We start from the raw sequence: 19,581 nt of genomic DNA on the forward strand, positions 1-19,581 counted from the left end.
GCCTCGGGATAACCCGGGCAGCCTTTTGGTTGCGCAACCGCCTAAACGGACGACGAATCTTATACGGCTTGTTCGACCGCAACGTACGTGTAGCCGAGGTCGCGTGCGACCGCCGGATGCGTGATTGCTCCCCGGAACGTATTAATGCCGCTCAGGAGCGTTTTGTCGGACAGGAGAGCCTGCAGGCCGGACCCGGCGATACGAAGCGCATAAGGCAGCGTGGCGTTGGTCAGAGCCATGGTTGATGTGCGGGGCACGGCTCCGGGCATGTTGGCAACCGCATAGTGAACGACTCCGAACTTCTCGTATGTCGGGTTATCGTGCGTGGTCAGCCGGTCGACCGTCTCGAAGATGCCGCCTTGATCGATCGCCACATCCAGGATGACGGAGCCGGTCGACATGGCGCGAACGGCGCTTTCCTTGACCAGCTTCGGCGCTTTCGCACCGGGAATCAGCACGGCGCCGATGACGAGATCGGATTCCGCCACCGATTCGGCAATATGCAGCGGATTGGACATGAGCGTCCGGATGCTCGTGCCGAATATGTCGTCCAACTGTCGCAGACGATCCGGGCTTACGTCGATAATCGTAACGTCGGCACCGAGGCCGATCGCGATTTTGGCTGCATTCGTACCGACGACGCCTCCGCCGATGATGGTCACCTTGCCGCGTTTGACGCCGGGCACGCCGCCGAGCAGAATGCCTTTGCCGCCGTGCGGGCGTTCCAGAAACTGCGCTCCGATCTGGGCGGCCATCCGGCCGGCCACTTCGCTCATCGGCGTCAGCAGCGGAAGCGAGCGGTTGACTTCAACGGTTTCGTAGGCGATCGCGGTTACGCCCTTGGTTGTGAGCGCCCGGGCCAGCTCGGGCTCGGCGGCCAGATGCAAGTAAGTGAACAAAATGAGACCGTCCCGAAAGTAACCGTATTCAGACGAAAGAGGTTCCTTTACTTTCATCACCAGATCGGAATTGTCCCATACCTCTGCGGCGTCGGTACAAATCAATGCCCCTGCCGACCGGTACAGCTCGTCCGGAAAACCGCTTCCCGCTCCCGCGTTCGTCTCGATCCGCACCTCGTGTCCTGCGCCCGCGAGCGCCATGACTCCGGCCGGAGTGACGGCTACCCGGTTTTCATTGTTTTTGATTTCTTTCGGTACCCCGATTCTCATCATCCATCCAGCTCCCCCGATTTGGTTTTCGTTACCAAGTATACGTGTCGGCGAGCGGTCTAGCTTCGTGATGAAACGAGAAAAAAAGGGGACGCCCTTGTGAAAAGTCACAAACGATCCGGATTGCCGCTCCATTTGTCCGTCTTTAAATCCAGAAACAAAGTCGTTTTCTGATCGACATTGGCAAAGTTGATACCGCCGATCTCGGCAATCCGCTTCAGCCGGTAAGCAAGCGTATTCGTATGAACATGCAAGGCGTCGGCGGCGACCTTGACGTTGCTGTCGCAGGCGAGGAACGTTTCCAGCGTCTCAATCAGATTGGCATGATGCTCCCGGTCGTAGGTCCGGAGCTGTTTTAACGACGCGTTTTCGTACCGGTGCAGCCGTTTTTGTTCGAGGAAGTAAGGAAGATAGCGGTAAAAGCCGAGCTCGTGGTAGTGGGTGACGGAACCGGTCTCGGCGGGAAACTGCGCTTTGATCTGCAGCACGGTGAGCGCTTCCCGGTAGCTTTGCTCGACTGCGGTCACCTCTTCGCACGAGGAGCCGATTCCCCAGTTGAGCGGTTCACTGCCGAATCGTTCCTTCATCTGATGATAAAACGACAGGGCGAATTCCCCGGCTTCCGCTGCGAAGCGGGAGGCGTTCGTTCCCGGGACGAGGGCGATTAGCTGTTTATCCGACAGGACATGGAGCAGCGGACGGGTTTTCTGGATCGCCGTTACGATATATTGGATCTGCTGATTTAGCTGTTCGGAGACATCGTGTCCGAACTGAAAGACGATCACGCCGAACAGGCCGGGCAAAGTGACGCCGAGCGAGTCCGCTTTGAGCTTCGCCTGAAGCGCCGTCCGGTGATGGCCGGTAAGCAGCTCCCAGAAAAAGTCGCAACGTTCCTCGTCCTCTTTTCTTCTTTGCGTCTGGAGACGCAAAAGCTTGATCTTCGCCGCCTGGGCTGCAAGCTTCAGATGAAGCAGACAAGCTTCGTCCAGCGGCCGTTCCACCTCGAGCGCCCAGATGTAGCCGAGCACCTGATTGTCTTTGCGGATCGAGATGGCGACCCGGTCGCCGAGTCCGACATCGCGAATCGACCGGATCCGGACAGGTTCGTCGCTTTGCATGAGCCGGGGGATCACGCCGTCTTTCCACAAGCTGGCTATCACGTTATCGGGTACGCGCCGGCCGATGATCGTGGCAATCCGCGCCGCGTCGGTCCCGGGGTCGTGCTTGCTGTAGGCGAGCAGCCGGTGGTTTGCGTCCTCGACCGTTACCGGTGCGTGGAGCACTTCGCCTATTTTGTCGGCCAAAGCTTCCAGATGGTCAAAGCTTCGGTTGAAAGGATTTAATTCCGCGTTCATCCGCGCGCTCCTTATTGTTCCGCCCAATTCGCATACAAACATACCAGCATCCGAATGGTTGACTATTTAGGTGGTTTCCCTACTATTTTATAGATTGGCCCGCGCCGATTCAATGCGAAAAATAGACGCGGCTATAATTCTAATCTGTTGTGCGCTTGTGTAATCATCGTTTTTCGACTATCATAAGCATATAGAGATTGGATGAGCTTTGCGCAAAGGGGGAAAACGGATGTCTACATCGGACGTCATGGTCGGTTTGCATCAGAAAGCGCTGAACCTGCTTCAAGAAGATGCGGACAACATCGAAAAGCTGATTCAGATCCAAATGGAAACATTGACGAATCGCAGATGCCCTCTTTACGAAGAGGTATTGGATACACAGATGTATGGATTGTCCCGTGAAATCGATTTCGCGATCCGGGCGGGGCTGATTGACGAAGCGTCGGGCAAGCTTATAATAAGCGATCTGGAGCGAAAGCTTGCGCAGCTGTACGAAGCGCTCGCCCTATCCAGAAAAGAGTAACTCCGCCTTGGAGCTACTCTTTTTTTTGTGCAATTTTGGAGTCCGGGCGGTCAGACGAGGAAAAAGGCGATTCCCAGGATAACATAGACGACCAGCAGCAAAAATCCTTCATACCAATTCGTCGCGCCGTCCTGGGAGATCGAACGGGCTAACACAGCGGCGATGGCGATGGCGGCGAGCTCGTATAACGTAAAAACGATATTCATCGGATCGCCCATAAAGTGGCTGACGATGACGAGTACGGGAGCGACGAATAGGGCGACCTGCAGGCTGCTTCCGATGGCGATTTCGACGGCGGCGCCGATTTTGTTTTTCATCGCGAGGAACACGGCGGCGCTGTGCTCGGCGGCATTGCCGATGATCGCAATCAGAAACGCGCCAACGAACAGCTCGGACAAGCCGAACGTTTCCGTGAAATGCTCCAGGGTGCCGACAAGCCATTCGCTTATGAAGGCAACCATCACGGTGGCGAGCACGAGATAAAAGATCGATTTGCCCTTGCTCCAATTGAGCGTATGCGCATGATCCTCAGGGTCGCGAGCGGAGACGTCGCTCAGTTCTTTTTTGTGCGTTACCATGGAGAACAACAGCCATAAGCCGTAAGCGATAATGAGGATGACGGCGACGATCGTGCTGAGCATATCCATTTCCTTGAACGTGAAGCTTTTGGCGAATATGGCCGGCACGATCAGGGCGACTACGGCGAGCAGCATAAGCGAGGCGTTATGGCTGGCCAGCATCACGTTGAAATTTTGCACCTTGTATTTGAGGCCGCCGAGAAACACGCTGAGTCCCAGCACGAGCAGCATATTGCCGATAATGGAGCCGGTAATGCTCGCCTTCACCATGTCGTGGAGCCCGTCGCGTACGAGGAAAATCGCGATGATCAGCTCCGCCGCATTGCCGAACGTGGCGTTCAGGAAACCGCCCATCCGCTCCCCGGCATAGTGAGCGACGCTCTCCGTCGCCTTGCCCATAAACCCGGCGGCAAAAATAACGGCTATGCAGCAGAGGACGAATTGCAAAGTGGTATTCAAACCGCTGTAGTGGGCGGTGCCGCTCAGCAGAAAACTGGCGATCAGAATGGTGTAAAACAGCTTTTGCTTCATGATGTGATCTCTGCTCCTTCCGTCAACTACCAGTGTTCCAGCATCAAGTGGATCCTATTCTACTATAATGGAAAAATTTCCAGTTGCAAAGAAAAACCGCTTCTGCTTATCCGGTTGCGAACCGCCCTTCCAAAAAGGTACAATGGAAATATCCGTATACGAGGAGTGAGAACAATGTCCGCTGAAAACCAACCGGGAATGATCCGCATTTCCGATGACGTCGTAGCCACTATCGCCGGATTGGCTGCTCTCGAGACGCAAGGCGTCGCTGCTATGTCGGGGGGCATTTCCGAAGGACTTGCCAAACGGCTTAGCGGAAAAAATGTACAAAAAGGCGTCTCCGTCGAAGTCGGACAGTTGGAGGCCGCGATCGATCTGCGAGTCATCGTTCATTATGGCTCGATTATACAGAGCGTCTGCCGCAGTCTGCAGGAAAACGTAAAAGAAGCGGTAGAGAACATGACGGGATTAAACGTGGTTGAAGTGAACGTCAAGGTAGAGGGAGTCGCTTTCAAGGAAGAGGAAGCGGAAGAAGTCCCGGCCCGGATCAAGTAAAGTGTGGAGCGGCGTTCGCGCCGCTTTTTTGTTTGCTGCCAGAAAGGTTAAGTTCTTTAGTGTGCTAAAGTGAAGGTTTCCTTACTCGGCGTTAGTGACGTATGCTCAGGTGCGATGACTAACGAATCGTATCGTGCTTATGGCTGAAAAACGAAGTTATTTCAGACGTAACGAATCCGGGGATCGTTATCGAACCGAAAGTGGAAAAAAAACGATCGATTTGCGGGAGTAACCATACAAGAGTTCGTTACAAATTCAAACGCCTGCATTCGGCTCTGATAACGAATACTGGACTGGGTTCGTTAGCCATACCACCGCATGAAGACACACGACTGAGGGCGAGCGGCTGAAGCGAAGGTATCTATTCTCTTCCAACGTACAATTGTAGGGGGGGTGCACGTCAAAGGACCGTCCGGATGCTTTTCCGGACGGTTTTTCTTAATTTTTTGTTTGTCTGCAACAGGCGACGCAACATCGTGACATAACCCGCACAAAGAAGGAAGGGACCGTATCGAGACGGTCTCTCCGGATATTCAACCTCTCACCAACTTGAGAAATTCGCGCATAAAGCCGGGAAGATCCGGCCAGGCATGTCCCGATACGATGTTGCCGTCGACGCACAGCGTCTCTTTGGCGTATTCGGCGCCGAGATTTTCGATATCCGGCTTGCAGGCGGAATAAGCGGTCATTTTGCGGCCTTGGAAATAGCTGCTGTTCTTTAATGCGGAAAGGACGAGCGCGGCGTGACAGATGGCGCCGACCGGCTTGTTCGCCTCGAAGAAATGGCCGACGATGCGGGGAACATCCGGATCGAGACGGATATATTCCGGCGCTCGGCCGCCCGGAATGATCAGGCCGTCGAATTCCGCCGGATTCACTCCGGCGAACGAAGTATGCGACTCCAGCAGGTAGCCCGGCTTCTCCGTGTAAGTGTCCCAACCCTCGAAGTCGTGAACGACCGTTTTCAGCACTTTTTTGGTCGGAGAAGCGATAACCGCCTCGTACCCTTCCTCCAAAACCCGGTAAAACGGATAGTACACTTCCAATGCTTCCACAGCGTCTCCAGTCAAGATCAAGATCTTCTTGGACATCTTGGACTCACACTCCTCGTTATCGGATAGCCTACCCTTCTATCTTGCAGCAACCCGCCCGATCTGTAAAGTAGAAGAATGAAGCGTCCGGCGTGGCTGCCCGTTATACGTCCTGCTTCGCAGCCGCCCGGAGCGGTGCGGCCGCCAGCCTGGCCTGGGCAGCTTTTCGCAGCCGCAGCTCCAGCTTCCCGATCAGCCATAACGGCAGAAGCAGGCAGAGCAGTGAAGCGAGAACCGTAAGCGGCAGCATCCAGACGACTTCCGGACGGGCGAAATACGGGATTAAGGAAACGGCGAGAATTGGCGCGGCATTCCACCTGCACCATTGAATCAATAAGACGGTCACGAGCGCGGTAGCGAGCAGCGAGAGAGCGCCGCTGCTGATCGTGTAGAAGACCGCTCCGATTCCGGTCGAGATACAAGCTCCGAAGATGACCCTCCGGATGTCCTTTATCTGGTCCATCCGCTGCATGAACAAGTAGCTGAACGCGCCGAGAGTCGGGTAAAACACCATTTTAAAAATGGGGTAGTGCGCGGAGATCCAGTAGACGGCGGCAAGATATCCGCATATGACGAATGAACGCAGTAACATGTTGTCGAACTTGTCCTTTGATAAACTCAAATTCCGATTTGAATACTAGTCAATCCATATTGTACACGATAGTTTTGTTTAACAACAAATAAGAAATGCTTATGCAAATGCGAGAATCGCTTATAGATGGAAACGCGATGCCGGCCTGCATAACGAAGCGGCTGTGTGCTTTGTCACAGAACGTTGGTTATTGGAGTGATTGCAATCACACTTCGCGCATGCTCCGGCTCCTTATAATGGGCACATAAGGCACGATACAAGTCCAAAACAGTGAGGAGAATGAAACATGCTAAACGAAGCTACGATCGCCATCATCAAATCCACGGTGCCGATTCTTAAAGACCGCGGAACCGAGATTACCAAACGATTCTACGAGCTTTTGTTCTCAAGTCATCCCGAGCTGCTCCATATATTCAATCACGCCAATCAGAAGCAGGGCAAACAACAGGCCGCGCTGGCCAATGCGGTATACGCCGCCGCCGCTCACATCGACCAGTTGCCGGCGATCCTGCCGGTCGTCAAACAGATTGCGCACAAGCACCGGAGCCTGGGAGTGAAGGCGGAGCACTACCCGATCGTCGGTCAGAACTTGCTCGCCGCGATAAAGGATGTGTTGGGCGATGCGGCCACGGACGAGATTTTGCAGGCATGGGCGGATGCGTACGGCGTGATCGCCTCGGTATTCATAGAAGTCGAACAATCGATGTACGACCAAGCCGAAGGGCAGGACGGAGGCTGGGAAGGGTTCCGGGCATTCGTTATCCAGAAGAAGGTGAAGGAGAGCGACGTGATCACTTCGTTTTACCTCGTCCCGCAGGACCGCAAGCCGATCGCGGGTTTTGAGCCGGGACAATACGTGAGCGTCCAAACGAAGCTGCCGGACGACGGCTACACGCACATTCGCCAATACAGTCTCTCCGACGCGCCGGGGAAACCGTACTACCGGATATCGGTGAAACGGGAAGATGCTATCGGCAGCCGCCCGGCCGGAAAGGTGTCTACCGCTCTGCATGAAAAAACGAATGAGGGCGATGTCCTGCTGCTGTCGGCTCCGGCGGGCGACTTCACCTTAAACCGCGACGATAAGAGACCGGTCGTGCTGATCAGCGGCGGGGTCGGCCTGACTCCGATGGTCAGCATGCTGAACACACTGGTGGAAACACAGCCGCATCGCCCTGTCACGTTTATCCATTCGGCTCAGAACGGAAGCGTCCATGCGATGAAGGAGCATGTGAACCGGTTGGCGCAGGCTCATCCGCAGTTGTCCGTCCGGTATTGCTACGCCGAGCCTAATGAAGCGGACCAAGCCGCGGGAACATATCACCGGGAAGGCTACGTCGATGCGGACTGGTTGAAAACCGTAATCCCTTCGACAAACTCCAGCGTTTACTTCTGCGTGCCTCAGCCGTTCATGGCGGTCGTCAACAGCGCGCTGAAAGCATGCGGCGTCGCGGACTCCGATCTTCATTACGAGTTTTTCGGTCCGGCGGCCAGCCTGGAACAGCCGGCGCTTCAGACCCAGCCTTAACCTAATCGTCCGTCGAGCGAAGCTTCGCCGCTTGCGAACGGAGCAGTCGATTCACCGTCTCGCGGCGCATGCCGATTAATTGTCCGATTTCGTCCTGGGTTAAAACGTCGGTCAGCGTAGCCGGCGAGATATAAACCGCAAACCATTCCTGCAAACTTTTCAGCTTGGCCGCCGGAGTCGTCTGGGTCAGCTGGTCGATGCGCTGCTGCATCATTCTCAGCTTGCTTTGGAGCAGCAAAGCGACCTCCAGACATTTATCCGGATTGCCCGCAAGCGAATCGTACCATTCCTTCGAGGGCAGTACTTCAACCTCGCTGGTGACGATTGCGACTGCAGTCCCGTGGTAAGGCTTCGGCGTAATTAAGGAGTGGTGGGGGATCATCTCGCCGGAAACGATAATATTCACCAAGACCGGATTGCCGTCTTCATGTACGCGAATAATTTTAAGCAGGCCGCTCTTCAGACGATACAGCGGCCCGTTTTCCCCTTGCCGGAATAACGTTTCCCCTTTGTGAAGAAGCATTTGCCGCCCTCCTTCTTTTTCCTGGCTCCCGATGTCCGCACTCGATTCAACCGATACGAACAGCTTCTAAACGACGCTTTTTCCGGTGAATACCCCTGTTTAAGAGAGGGTCTTTTCGGGTTAAAGAAGTTTCATTTGGCTTGCGGCGATAAAAAAGAGCCCGTAAGGACTCTGGATAATTACCGGATGCGTGATGGTGTTCCCCCTGCAAGCGTCAGGTACGCTCGAGGATGAGCTGATACAAATATACATCCTGCCAGGCGTTAAATTTGCAGCCTACTTCGCGAAGCACGCCAGCTTCGGTAAAGCCGAATTTGCGGTGCAGGCGCACGCTTGCCTCATTGCCCCCGGTAATGCCGGATATGAGGACGTGAAAGCCGAGATCCCGCGCCATATCGATCATGTGCTGCAGCAGTACGGAGCCGATTCCGCCGCCTCTGCAGTCTGTATCCAAGTAAATGGAAAGCTCTGCCGTCAACTGGTATGCCGGCTTTGGCCGATATGGTGTCAGACAGCAATAACCGGCCACACCCGATTCGTTCTCCGCTACAATAATCGGGAACCGTTCGTTAAATTGCGCGAACCAGCGTTCCCGCTCCTGTAGCGTCTGGGGTGTCAGATCAAATGTGGCCGCAGAGTGAATGACAGCATCATTGTAGATGTCCAGCAGTTTCGGGAGATCTTGCCTTACCGCCGGGCGGATTCGAAGGATCATGCGCGTTTGCTCCAATCGTTGCGATCTCTTGCGAAGCCGGTACGTTTCTCCGGTTTCTCGGCCCGGTCCGGCCTTGTGATGTCCCGGGATATGCTGAGCAGGATGCCGATACTGGCCATCGTAACCGAAAGGGAGGAGCCCCCGGCGCTTATAAACGGCAGCGTAACGCCGGTCATGGGAATCGTCCCCGTCACTCCGCCCATATTAATCAACGCCTGAATGGCGATCAGACCTACGATGCCTGTCCCTGCCAAACTGCCGAACAGATCGGTGCAGCGCAGGGCAACGATAAATCCGCGCCATAGAAACGCCAAATACAACAGCAGGAAAAGCACCGTTCCGATAAACCCGAATTCTTCCCCGATAATTGCAAAAATAAAGTCGTTATGGGCCTCCGGTAAATAATGCATCTTCTGGATGCTTTGTCCGAAACCCGCTCCGGTCAGTTCGCCATGGCCAAATGCATATAGAGACTGCACCAACTGATAGCAGCTGCTCTGCTGATCGAACCACGGGTCCAGATAACAGGCAATCCGGTCCATCCGGTAGCCCAGCGAGTCTGCGGAGATAAGGTAGCCCGCCAGAAAGATCGCTGCAATGACGGTGATTGACCCTACGGCCAAGAAAATATGTTTGAGATTGGCGCCTCCGACCACGATTACGAGCGAAGCGGCAAGAACAAGAATCATCGTGGAGCCGAAATCCGGCTGTAGCATGATGAGTCCCGCCACAATCCCGACGATGATGACAGCGGGCAGCAGCCCGTTTTTCAGATCGCGAAACCGCTCGCCTTTTTTACTGATCAAAAGCGACAAATATAAAATGACGCCGACTTTGGCGAACTCGGAAGGCTGCAAGCTTCCCATGCCGCCCGGAAGGTTAAACCAGCTTCTCGCCCCGTTGACCTCGAAGCCGATAAAAGGCACCAGCACGAGCATAACGAGTACGACGATAAACCCCGGCCTCAAGAGCGGCTTAAGCCGCCTGTAAGGAATGTTCATAAGAAAAAACATGCCAACCGTGCCGGCGACGGCAAAGATGGCTTGTTTTTTCACGAAGTATAACGGATCGTTGCCGAACTTCTCTTTGGCAAGTGCCGTAACGGAACTGGCGCTAAACACCATCACGAGCCCGAAGCCGACGAGCAGGAACGTAAGAAGCAGCAGCAAAAAATCAGGTGTGCCTCTGCGTTGTTCGGTCATATCGGTTCCGCCTTCACGTTTATTCGCTCAGCTGTTTTTTCAGTTCGGCCAGTTTTTGATTGGCTACTTTCACGATCTGATCCGGTACCGGCGAATCATAATCGAGTCCGTGCGGGAACGTGCCGCGTCCCAAGTATGTATCTTCGATGACAAGGATCGCATAAGGCGATTCCAGCTTGCCTTCCACCGCTCTTGTGTTGATGCGAAGGAAGTAATCCACCTTATTCGCTTTATCTTCCAGCTTCAGGTCGTAGGTAGCGCGGTAATATTCCCACTGCCAGCGAACGAAGCCCAGCTTCTCCGAAGCGCCGTCCAGATGAGCCAAATCGCTTTTTAATCCTTTAATTCCCGCATTTTCAATAATCACGATAGGGAAACCTCCTGCGTATCATTTAAAGTAGTTCCGATAGGGGCGCAATCCTCTATTCATGATAGTATGTTTCCCTTGCATGCGCAAGCCTATTAAGATCCGATATATTAAAATTTGATGACGGCTCGGGGCGATGCGGATGAAACGGAGGCTTCGTTCTGGTACAATGAAGGGATCAGAATCGCGAGCTTATGCGGGGGTGCAGGAAAGTGAACAGCATTACGGAACGGCTGCAATCGTTATTTCCGGACATGGTCGAATGGCGGCGCCATTTGCACCGTCATCCCGAGCTTTCTTATGGAGAACAGATGACCTCAGCCTTTGTCGCGGGGAAGCTTGCCGAGTGGGGAATCGAGGTAAGAACCGGGGTCGGCGGATACGGGGTAACCGGCACGGTCCGGGGAGGCCGGAGTAGAGGCCCACGCCTGACTGCTGCGCTGAGAGCCGATATGGATGCGCTGCCGATTCAGGACGGCAAATCGTGCGACTACGCTTCCACCGTGCCGGGCGTGATGCACGCTTGCGGACACGATGCGCATACGGCAGCTTTGCTTGCGGTGGCGAAGATGTTCGCAGAGAACAAAGACGAATTGCCGGGGGATGTCCGGTTTTTGTTCCAGCCTGCGGAAGAAATCAGTCCCGGCGGCGCGGAGCCGATGATCGCAGACGGGGCGCTGGACGGCGTAGATCGTGTATACGGGGTCCATCTGTGGACGCCGTTTCCCGCAGGAATCGTTTATTCGGCCCCAGGACCGGTTATGGCCGCCGCCGACGAATTCGTCATCCACATCCGGGGGAAGGGCGGCCACGGAGGCTTGCCGCATCAGACGGTCGACAGCATACTCGTAGGTTCGCATCTGGTCGTCAATTTGCAGACCATTGTCAGCCGCAGTGTCGATCCGACCGAGCCGGGCGTCGTCTCCATCGGCAAGTTTCAGGCCGGCAACGGCTTCAACGTGATCGCGGAAACATGCAGCATTAACGGAACGGTGCGTTCCTTCGATGATAAGGTCAGGGAAACCATCGTCTCCCGAATGGAACGGATCTGCGCCCATACCGGAGAGATGTTCGGAGCGGACATCCAGTTGGACTACAAGCCCGGATACCCTCCGGTCGTGAACGACAAGGCCGAGACGGAACGGTTTTTCCGCGTTGCGGAAAGCTTGTTCGGTGCGGAGCACGTTCAGGCTTCTCCGCTGATTATGGCCGGGGAAGATTTTTCTTATTATTTGCAGTGTGTACCGGGCTGCTTCATGTTCGTCGGCGCCGGCAACCCGGCCGCCGGTATTGCGGCGCCTCACCATCATCCGATGTTCGATATCGACGAGTCGGCCATGCTGCAGTCGGCGCAGCTTCTGGCATCGATGGCCGTCAGCTATTTGAGCGGAAGCTCCCGCTGAACATTCTGCGCATGGTACAAACTCACATGCATTTCTCTTCAGCCGGGCGGAAAGCCTATAGAAGCAATCTGTCATCAACGACTGAAGAGGAGGATCTACGTGAGAACGATACAAGATATTATGAGCACCGACTGCGTCACCGTTTCGCCGCAGGATAACATTTACGAAATTGCCGTCAAGATGAAGCAAAACGATATCGGGTTTATTCCTGTAGTCGAGGGGCGGAAGCTGATCGGCGTCGTAACGGACCGGGACCTTGTCATCCGCGGTTATGCGGAGAAACATTCCGGCTCGACTGCGGTGGAAGAAGTGATCTCCAAGGACGTCACGACGGTCGGACCGGACACGTCCGTAGACGAAGCGGCCAAGCTGATGGCGCGCCAAAAAATCCGCAGGCTTCCTGTCGTGAGCGGCGGAGAGCTGATTGGGGTTGTCGCGATCGCCGACTTGGCCGTTCGGGAGATTTTCGTAAACGAAGCGGGAGAAGCGCTCAGCGAAATTTCCGAAAATGTGGACCATGCCGCAACGGTTCATTAATTACGCAAACCCGGGAGACGCCTAAGGCTCCCGGGTTTTGTACGTCCTGGCGCTAGCATACGCTGCAGCTCGGCTCGGCACTGCCCGAATACGCGGATGCTGCAGGCGGCCGGTCTGCCCGTGTTTCTGCTTATCAGTTAGCCGGCTTTACGAAATCCGGCTTCTTCCGCTTCCTCTTCCGTACAAAACAGCATCTCTTCCTTCGTCTGATTGTACGACTTGCCGCCCGGCACATGATAAATTTTTTCGTTTTTGGAATTAATATTGCCTTTAATGTTCGGTTCTTTGCAGGATGCCGTCCGGTTAGGACTTTCGCCGTTGCCGCCTTTTTTGCCCCATAGCCCTTTGTTTGTATTGCGGGCCTCGCGTTCCGCTTCCACGAACGTTTTGGCGAACGTTACATTTGGCACAATCGTCATCGTGTTGGCGTACCCTTCCCGGAGCAGCGTCTCGTTGTACATGACGGATTCGCCTTGGATGAACAAGTAGCGGAGCTTCCTGCCGTATTTGTCCGTGTCGCCGGCGTCGGCGAACAGGTAGACGGTTTTACCGGTCAACTGCTTTTTACTGAAGGCGCTTGCTTCTTTGCCATACGCTTCGACAGGGCTGTTCGGTTTGACCGTCTCGGGCGTATTCATGCCGATCAGCCGCACCTTATCGCCTTCCTTCGTCTCCAGCGTATCCCCGTCTACTACGCGTTTTACTTCCGTCGTCTCGTACTTCTGGCCTTTCAATTCCGGATACCGACTCCATATGCCGCTCATATCGCTTGCCTCGCCGCTCCCGGAAGGCGCCGCGCAGCCGGCAAGGATGAGGGTGAACCAGAGCCATACCACCATCGGTTTCATTACACTACGTTCCTCTCTCCATAAGATCAGATTCTATAGTACCTTTTCACAGGCTCCGGTTCAAATCGAGGAGCCGTCCGTTTAATTCCGCCGGATTCATTTCATACTAATAGAGAAGAGTGCCATTTCCCGAAAGGAATAGGAGGGAGAGCTATGCGTTACGATCCGCAGCGGCCGCTGGTCGTACAAAGCGATTCCACGATGTTATTGGAGGCAGACCATACGTTAAGCGAAGAAACGGCCGCGTCTATAAGCCGCTTCGCCGAGCTGGTCAAAACGCCGGGGCATATCCATACGTACCGGATGACGCCTTTGTCGCTATGGAACGCAGCATCTTCAGGTATGGATGCGGAGCAAATACTCGATGTGCTGAACCGGTACGGCAAGTTTGACGTTCCGCTGCAGGCGAGGCAAAACATCATTCATTTCGTATCGCGCTACGGGCTGGTCAAGCTGAGATTGGATGGCCAGAAGCTGCTGCTCGTCTCGGATGAGCCGGGTCTACTGGACAAGCTGGCCGGCTACAAATCGTTGCAGACGTACTTTATCGGCGGCGGTGCGTCCGAAGGGCTGGAGGTTGCCGCCGCTTACCGCGGGATGATCAAGCAGGATCTCATCCGGCTCGGATTTCCGGTACAGGACGTCGCCGGTTATCATCACGGGGAACGATTGCCGATTCGGCTGAAGGACGTATCCGCTTCGGGGGATGCTTTTATTCTGAGGGATTATCAGAAAGCGGCTGTGGACGCCTTTTACGACGGCATAGGGCAGCATGGGGGGAGCGGAGTCGTCGTGCTGCCCTGCGGGGCGGGCAAAACCGTGGTGGGCATCGCCGCTTTAGCCCGCTTGCAATGCGCCGCGCTGATCTTGACGACCAATGTCGCTTCCGTCCGGCAATGGAAACGGGAGCTGCTGAGTAAAACCGACTTGCACGAAGAACTGGTCGGGGAATACGGCGGCAGCCGGAAGGAGGTTCGCCCGGTCACGATCGCGACGTATCAAATCTTGACGCACCGTCACCGGAAAGAGGATGGCTTCTCCCATATGTCGCTGTTTAGCGAGCGGGACTGGGGCTTGATCGTCTACGACGAGGTGCATTTGCTGCCGGCTCCGGTATTCCGGGCTACGGCCGACATCCAGGCCACGCGCCGGCTGGGACTGACCGCCACGCTGGTCCGCGAGGACGGAAGAGAAGAGGACGTATTCTCCCTCGTAGGCCCGAAGCTGTATGAGGCCGGGTGGAAAGATTTGGAGCACAAAGGCTGGGTATCCAAGGTGCAGTGCACCGAGCTGAGAGTGCCGATGCCGGAGAGAATCCGCGAATCGTACGTGCGGGCCGAGTCGCGCAGCAAGCACCGGATCGCCGGGGAGAATCCGCTCAAGCTGCAGGTGCTCCGCGACGTGCTCGAGCGGCATCGGGACGATCAGACGCTCGTAATCGGCCAATACTTAGACCAGTTGAAGCGGATTTCCGCCGATCTGAACGCGCCGATGATATCGGGCGAGATGCCGCACGAGGAGCGGGACGGGTTGTACGCCCGGTTTAACCGCGGGGAGATTCGGACGCTGGTCGTCTCGAAGGTGGCTAATTTTGCGATCGATCTGCCGGACGCGCGCGTCGCGATTCAGGTTTCCGGGAGCTTCGGATCGCGCCAGGAAGAGGCGCAGCGGCTCGGACGCATCCTGCGGCCGAAAGTGGAGGACAACCGGGCATTCTTCTATTCGCTCGTCAGCGACGACACGAGAGAGCAGGAGTTTTCGGTGCACCGGCAGCTGTTTTTGCTGGAGCAGGGATACCGGTACGAGATCCGGAAAGCGGAAGCGCTGCAGGCAGCGGAGATGGAGGAGGAGGGAGCGACATGAAATTGGCCGCTTTGCTGGAGAGCTTGAACGTGCCGATGCGCGAGGAGATTCGCCGTCATAACGGCTGGGAGGAAGAAGCCGGGACGTTGGAGCAGCTGCTCGCCGACGAGCGTAAAATCAGCGAGCTGAACGGTTCGTTATACGATCTGGAAATCAAGACGCTCACCCTCGTGCTGCGTACGTTCGGTTACAAGCCGTTCGACTGGCCCAAGCTGGAGAAGGCGGGCAGAAAGGCGTTTCCGGGAGCGGCGCTTAAGGTCGGTTTGATCCGGCTAAGCCGGAGAGGAATCGTATTTGCCATACAGCGGAAATGGGGGGAAGCCGAGCACCGGGTGGCGGAGGATACATTCCCGCTTTGGAGAAGGCAACTCCTCCCATTCGACCAGACTGCGGCGGTATATGCGGGCTCGGACGCAGCGTCGGACTCCGACTACCGTCCCGGCATTCCTTCGCAGCTGCTGTCGGTACTGGCTTATACGGCCAAAGAAGAAGTGGCACTCACGCAGAAAGGAACGATGCATAAGCGTCATGCCGGCAAACTGTCGGCGCTTACTCCGGTCAAGGACGAGGAATTCCGCGATGCAGGAACGCTTCTCCGGCCCGACCCCGACTACGGTTCTGCGGCGGCCGCTTATTTATGCGCGATGGGGCAAAGTCTGGGTTTGCTGGAAAAGGCGGACGGACGGTTAGCCGTGAGGAACAGCCTGATGCGCGGCTGGCTGCGCCAAACGGAAGCGGAGATGCATGCGGTCCTTTACGCGTTATGGAAGGAGATGAACGCTCCGCGCTGCTGCTGGCTGCAGCATGCGGTCAGCTGTATCGAGCAGATGCCCGAGTCGGTCTGGATCTCCGTATGCGCAGTGGCGGAGCAGATGCCGGGCGAATCCGAAGGATTGACTGCCGGGAGACTGACCGGCGATAGCCCGTCAAGATCCGGTCTGCTTATGGACTGGCTATCACCGCTTATAGCCTGGGGCTGGGCGGAAAGCGGAGCGACACCGGACGGGAAAAAGCTGTTCCGCTGGCTGACCAACCCTGCCGGTTCCAAAACCGGGGGAGGGACAACCGCAGCAACCTCTTCCTCCCGTGACGAAGCTGTCGCGGCTCCCTGCCTGTTTATTCAGCCGGACTTCGAGCTTATCGTTCCGCCGGATTGTCCGTATGGCGTGCGCTGGGAGCTTGAGCTTATCGCAGATCGGATCAGGCATGAACATATGGCCGTCTACAGGATGACCCGGGAGACGATCATGCGTGCCCTGGAGCAAGGCAGAACGGCGGACGGAACGGTCGGGTTTCTGGAGCTTCATGCCAAGCACGGAGTGCCGGACAACGTACGGGTCGCCATCCAGCAGTGGGGCGAACAGCAGTCGCAGCTCAGGCTTGCACCGTATGTCGTACTGAAGTGCCGGGATGAAGCGGCAGCCAGGATGATCGGAGGCGACGAACGGATCGCGCCCCTTCTGGGCGAAACGCTCGGGCCGGCGGCCTGGACTGTGCCTGCGGAAAAAGAGGCGGAGCTGCGTGCCCTGCTGGAAAGAAGCGGATACAGCCCCGGCGGGAAAAAGGGAGCAGAGGGCGGTACAGCCGTCTATTTGCAGCTTCCCGCGGCGGATGACGGGGACTTCCCGGATAGCCGCAGCGGCGAGCCGGCCGACAACCCGGCTAAAGGGCATATTTACTCGAAGGCGACTGTACAGTATTATGGTAAGGAGGGCAAATTTCCGTTAGTCGAGGATGTGTATCCCGGTCTGCAGGAAGTGCCGTCTATGTGGCTCAAAGACTGCAGGGCGTATCACGCTTCGACCCGCAAGCAGATGATCCTCAAGGCGCTCGAATGGAAGGCGTGTCTCAAGCTGAGAAAATCAGGAGCGGACACGGTTTTCATCCCGATCCGGCTGGACGGCATCCGCGACGATTGGGCGGTAACCGGCTTCGAGCAGCTAAGCGAGGTGCGGATATCGCCGGATCAATGGGAGGAAATGCAGCTTATCCTGCCGGGAATTAACGACTAGTATCAGTTCAGGCCTTACATCTGCGCGGCGGACTCGGGTTTACGGCAACCGCCCGGCCGATCCATCGCACACTGCCGGTTCTGACTGTATTACCAGTGACCCGCGAGACGAAGGAGGCCCATGCCGGTGAACATGACCGAGACCCAATCGCTTGACATGGCCCAGGTGCTGCTTCAAGCGTATGAAGTCGGAGACATGATCAACAGCTCCGCGGAAGTTGCGGACTATTTATATTGGAAAAACGCGGTGGATGGCGATCCGGAGGTAAAGAGCGCGATGCAAGCTTTCGCCAAGGCGAAAGAGACGTTCGAGGATTGCCAGCGGTTCGGACATTACCATCCGGACTACCACGCCGCGCTTGACGCCGCCAATCTGGCTCAGGAAAGGCTGGACGCCATTGAATCCGTCCGGCATTTCAAAGAAGCGGAGGCGCGGCTGGACGAGCTGTTGCTTCACGTGTCGGAGACAATCGCTTATTCGGTGTCCGATACGATCAAAGTTCCAAGCAACAACCCGCTTCCGTCCAAAGGCGGCTGCGGCGGCAATTGTAATGGCGGCTGCGGCTGATGCCGCAGCTTGGTTCTTAACGCAGCGCGAAGTCCGGGACCAGCTCGCCGACGATGGCTCCGCGGAAGTTGCGGACCGGCGGGCGATGGAACGTCCGGAGCGCCTCGGTCTCGTCAAGGGTGAGCCATCCGAGCTGGACGAGCGCTTCCGTCACCGCTGGATAGAGGGCGCGTTGGGCTCCGTCTTCGATCTTGACGGCCAGCGCCGCCTTCCGCTCCGGATTGGCGACGGCAAAGACGCCCTCGGCGCCCATCTTGCCTACAAGCCGTCCGCCGGTCGCTTCAATCAGCCTGGTGTCGAACCGGTCCGTTCCGGCTATAAAGTGCGGGTGACTCCGGACGGCGCGGATGATCTTGCGGCATGCTTCGGCCGTCGGAGTCGATAGACGGTCCGGAGCGCCCCAAGAGGCGAACGCATAAGCGAGGCGGTCCAGCGGCAGGCCGAATACGGGAACGCCGCAGCCGTCGGTTCCGAGCGCGATGTCCTCCGAAGGAACCCCGGATAATTCGGACACCGTCCGGAGCATCGTCTGTTGAACGGGATGAGCGGGGGACATATAGTCGTCGGTGGATGCGTTCAAGAGCAGGGCTAGTGCCAGCATGCCCGCATGTTTGCCCGAACAATTGTTGTGAAGGCGGGTAGGTTGTTCCCCCGCCCGTTTCATTCGCTCGGCGGCAGGCTCGTAATACGGATAGTGCGGTCCGCACTGCAGCGCCGCTTCCGTCAAGCCCAGCTTGGCGAGCAGCTCAAGGGCGGCTTGAAGGTGCTCCGGTTCTCCGTTGTGAGAGGCGCACATCAGCGCGATTTGCCCGCCGTCGAAGCTGTACCGCTCGGCGGCGCCGGCTTCGATGACCGGGACGGCTTGCAAAGGTTTCGCAGCCGAACGGGCGAAGGTCCGGTATCCGGGATCGCCGGCGCTTGCCAGCAGCTTACCAGCCGTGTTCACGACCGCCATATGGCCCCGGTGGACCGATTCCGTAATCGGAGTACGCACGGCACGAACAAGCATCGCAGATTTCATTTGTTTCACTCCCGATTGAACCTTAATATAGAGATATGTTTTGTCGATCCGATAACGAAAGGACAAAAAACGATGTATCCACAACGCACCGGCCTTATTTTGTGGGTGTCCGATCTGAAACAGACGAAACATCTGGAGAAGTACGGCAGCATCCATTATATTTCCAAACGTATGCATTACGTCGTCCTCTATGTGAACGCCGATAAGGCGGAAGAAACGACGAAGGCGGTCCAGAAATTGTCGTTCGTAAAAAAAGTCGAACGGTCGTATCGAAATGAAATCCGTACTGAATATAATAGTAATGTGCCGGATAAAGCGAAACTTTACACGTAACACTTCTTCCACATCATTCTAAAAAAAAGCTTGGATGAAAGACAACTTGTGAGCACTCGAAAAAAACCGGATCTCTCTACTATATCACACCGGAATGCTTGCAACCTAGTAAGCTTCCGGTGTTTTTATATAGAATTGGCGTGCATGAATTTGGGTGCATCCGGAATGCAAAATGGTGCATTTTCCATTTGGAAAATGTTTAAAGATCGAGTAAAATAAAGTTATCTCCCGTTGTACATAGGTAATAAGGCCTGATTTGGTTAGGAGA

Annotated in this window: 20 protein-coding genes; 9 read left to right on the forward strand and 11 right to left on the reverse strand. The window is 55.9% G+C overall.

The genetic code is table 11. The features are described from left to right. Positions 1 to 59 precede the first annotated feature (59 nt). Together ald and IDH45_RS11425 are read right to left on the reverse strand one after the other, a co-directional pair. On the reverse strand, positions 60 to 1,169 hold the full coding sequence (gene ald, locus IDH45_RS11420; protein ID WP_190927999.1) for an alanine dehydrogenase: 1,110 nt from the start codon (positions 1,167 to 1,169) through the stop codon (positions 60 to 62). Positions 1,170 to 1,276: 107 nt separating this feature from the next. After that, on the reverse strand, positions 1,277 to 2,524 hold the full coding sequence (locus IDH45_RS11425; protein ID WP_190927650.1) for a PucR family transcriptional regulator: 1,248 nt from the start codon (positions 2,522 to 2,524) through the stop codon (positions 1,277 to 1,279). 229 nt (positions 2,525 to 2,753) lie between these two features. On the opposite strand from IDH45_RS11425, the gene IDH45_RS11430 reads away from it, so the two are divergent. Further along, positions 2,754 to 3,047, forward strand: a complete 294-nt coding sequence (locus tag IDH45_RS11430; protein WP_190927652.1) for a YlaN family protein — start codon at positions 2,754 to 2,756, stop codon at positions 3,045 to 3,047. Positions 3,048 to 3,097: 50 nt separating this feature from the next. Here the strand turns inward: IDH45_RS11430 and cax are convergent, their stop codons facing one another. Then, entirely contained in the window at positions 3,098 to 4,156 is a 1,059-nt protein-coding gene (gene cax, locus IDH45_RS11435; RefSeq protein WP_190927654.1) for a calcium/proton exchanger, read from the reverse strand. A 174-nt stretch (positions 4,157 to 4,330) separates the two neighbouring features. Between cax and IDH45_RS11440 the strand changes: the two genes are divergently transcribed. Beyond that, positions 4,331 to 4,711 (forward strand): Asp23/Gls24 family envelope stress response protein, encoded by a 381-nt coding sequence (locus IDH45_RS11440; RefSeq protein WP_190927656.1) that lies wholly within the window; start codon positions 4,331 to 4,333, stop codon positions 4,709 to 4,711. 533 nt (positions 4,712 to 5,244) lie between these two features. On the opposite strand, the gene IDH45_RS11445 is transcribed toward IDH45_RS11440, so the two are convergent. Further along, positions 5,245 to 5,802, reverse strand: a complete 558-nt coding sequence (locus IDH45_RS11445; RefSeq protein ID WP_190927658.1) for a DJ-1/PfpI family protein — start codon at positions 5,800 to 5,802, stop codon at positions 5,245 to 5,247. A 103-nt stretch (positions 5,803 to 5,905) separates the two neighbouring features. Next, the gene (locus IDH45_RS11450) at positions 5,906 to 6,394 is read right to left on the reverse strand and encodes an HPP family protein (RefSeq protein ID WP_190927660.1); all 489 of its coding nucleotides are present in this window, start codon (positions 6,392 to 6,394) and stop codon (positions 5,906 to 5,908) included. Between the two features lie 286 nt (positions 6,395 to 6,680). Here IDH45_RS11450 and hmpA point away from each other — a divergent pair, with 286 nt between their 5' ends. After that, entirely contained in the window at positions 6,681 to 7,922 is a 1,242-nt protein-coding gene (hmpA, locus tag IDH45_RS11455) for an NO-inducible flavohemoprotein (protein ID WP_190927662.1), read from the forward strand. A gap of 1 nt (position 7,923) precedes the next feature. On the opposite strand, the gene IDH45_RS11460 is transcribed toward hmpA, so the two are convergent. The 4 genes from IDH45_RS11460 to IDH45_RS11475 form a co-directional block, all read right to left on the reverse strand. Then, positions 7,924 to 8,445, reverse strand: coding sequence for a Crp/Fnr family transcriptional regulator (locus IDH45_RS11460; RefSeq protein WP_190927665.1), 522 nt, complete (start codon positions 8,443 to 8,445; stop codon positions 7,924 to 7,926). Between the two features lie 214 nt (positions 8,446 to 8,659). Further along, positions 8,660 to 9,160: a GNAT family N-acetyltransferase gene (locus IDH45_RS11465; RefSeq protein ID WP_190927667.1), complete on the reverse strand. Its 501-nt coding sequence runs from the start codon at positions 9,158 to 9,160 to the stop codon at positions 8,660 to 8,662. Then, on the reverse strand, positions 9,157 to 10,362 hold the full coding sequence (gene ftsW / locus IDH45_RS11470) for a putative lipid II flippase FtsW (protein ID WP_190927669.1): 1,206 nt from the start codon (positions 10,360 to 10,362) through the stop codon (positions 9,157 to 9,159). The genes IDH45_RS11465 and ftsW overlap by 4 nt, the downstream gene beginning before the upstream one ends. A gap of 19 nt (positions 10,363 to 10,381) precedes the next feature. Then, positions 10,382 to 10,729, reverse strand: a complete 348-nt coding sequence (locus IDH45_RS11475) for a YugN family protein (RefSeq protein WP_190927670.1) — start codon at positions 10,727 to 10,729, stop codon at positions 10,382 to 10,384. Between the two features lie 194 nt (positions 10,730 to 10,923). On the opposite strand from IDH45_RS11475, the gene IDH45_RS11480 reads away from it, so the two are divergent. Continuing rightward, complete coding sequence (locus IDH45_RS11480) at positions 10,924 to 12,132, forward strand: amidohydrolase (RefSeq protein ID WP_190927672.1); 1,209 nt, start codon at positions 10,924 to 10,926, stop codon at positions 12,130 to 12,132. 120 nt (positions 12,133 to 12,252) lie between these two features. Beyond that, positions 12,253 to 12,669, forward strand: a complete 417-nt coding sequence (locus IDH45_RS11485; RefSeq protein WP_223836587.1) for a CBS domain-containing protein — start codon at positions 12,253 to 12,255, stop codon at positions 12,667 to 12,669. Positions 12,670 to 12,806: 137 nt separating this feature from the next. On the opposite strand, the gene IDH45_RS11490 is transcribed toward IDH45_RS11485, so the two are convergent. Beyond that, the gene (locus IDH45_RS11490; protein ID WP_190927675.1) at positions 12,807 to 13,517 is read right to left on the reverse strand and encodes a thermonuclease family protein; all 711 of its coding nucleotides are present in this window, start codon (positions 13,515 to 13,517) and stop codon (positions 12,807 to 12,809) included. Between the two features lie 153 nt (positions 13,518 to 13,670). Between IDH45_RS11490 and IDH45_RS11495 the strand changes: the two genes are divergently transcribed. The 3 genes from IDH45_RS11495 to IDH45_RS11505 all read left to right on the forward strand — a co-directional run bounded on the left by IDH45_RS11495 (position 13,671) and on the right by IDH45_RS11505 (position 17,959). Further along, entirely contained in the window at positions 13,671 to 15,380 is a 1,710-nt protein-coding gene (locus IDH45_RS11495; protein WP_190927677.1) for a DNA repair helicase XPB, read from the forward strand. Then, entirely contained in the window at positions 15,377 to 17,392 is a 2,016-nt protein-coding gene (locus tag IDH45_RS11500) for a helicase-associated domain-containing protein (protein ID WP_190927678.1), read from the forward strand. Before IDH45_RS11495 ends, IDH45_RS11500 begins: the two co-directional genes overlap by 4 nt. A 120-nt stretch (positions 17,393 to 17,512) precedes the next feature. Then, positions 17,513 to 17,959, forward strand: a complete 447-nt coding sequence (locus IDH45_RS11505; protein ID WP_223836569.1) for a YlbF family regulator — start codon at positions 17,513 to 17,515, stop codon at positions 17,957 to 17,959. A 16-nt stretch (positions 17,960 to 17,975) separates the two neighbouring features. Here the strand turns inward: IDH45_RS11505 and IDH45_RS11510 are convergent, their stop codons facing one another. Further along, positions 17,976 to 18,980: an asparaginase gene (locus tag IDH45_RS11510; RefSeq protein ID WP_190927681.1), complete on the reverse strand. Its 1,005-nt coding sequence runs from the start codon at positions 18,978 to 18,980 to the stop codon at positions 17,976 to 17,978. Between the two features lie 72 nt (positions 18,981 to 19,052). Here IDH45_RS11510 and IDH45_RS11515 point away from each other — a divergent pair, with 72 nt between their 5' ends. After that, entirely contained in the window at positions 19,053 to 19,313 is a 261-nt protein-coding gene (locus IDH45_RS11515; protein ID WP_190927683.1) for a YlbG family protein, read from the forward strand. Positions 19,314 to 19,581 lie beyond the last annotated feature (268 nt).

The organism is Paenibacillus oceani (genome assembly GCF_014705615.1).
GTDB lineage: Bacteria > Bacillota > Bacilli > Paenibacillales > NBRC-103111 > Paenibacillus_AB > Paenibacillus_AB oceani.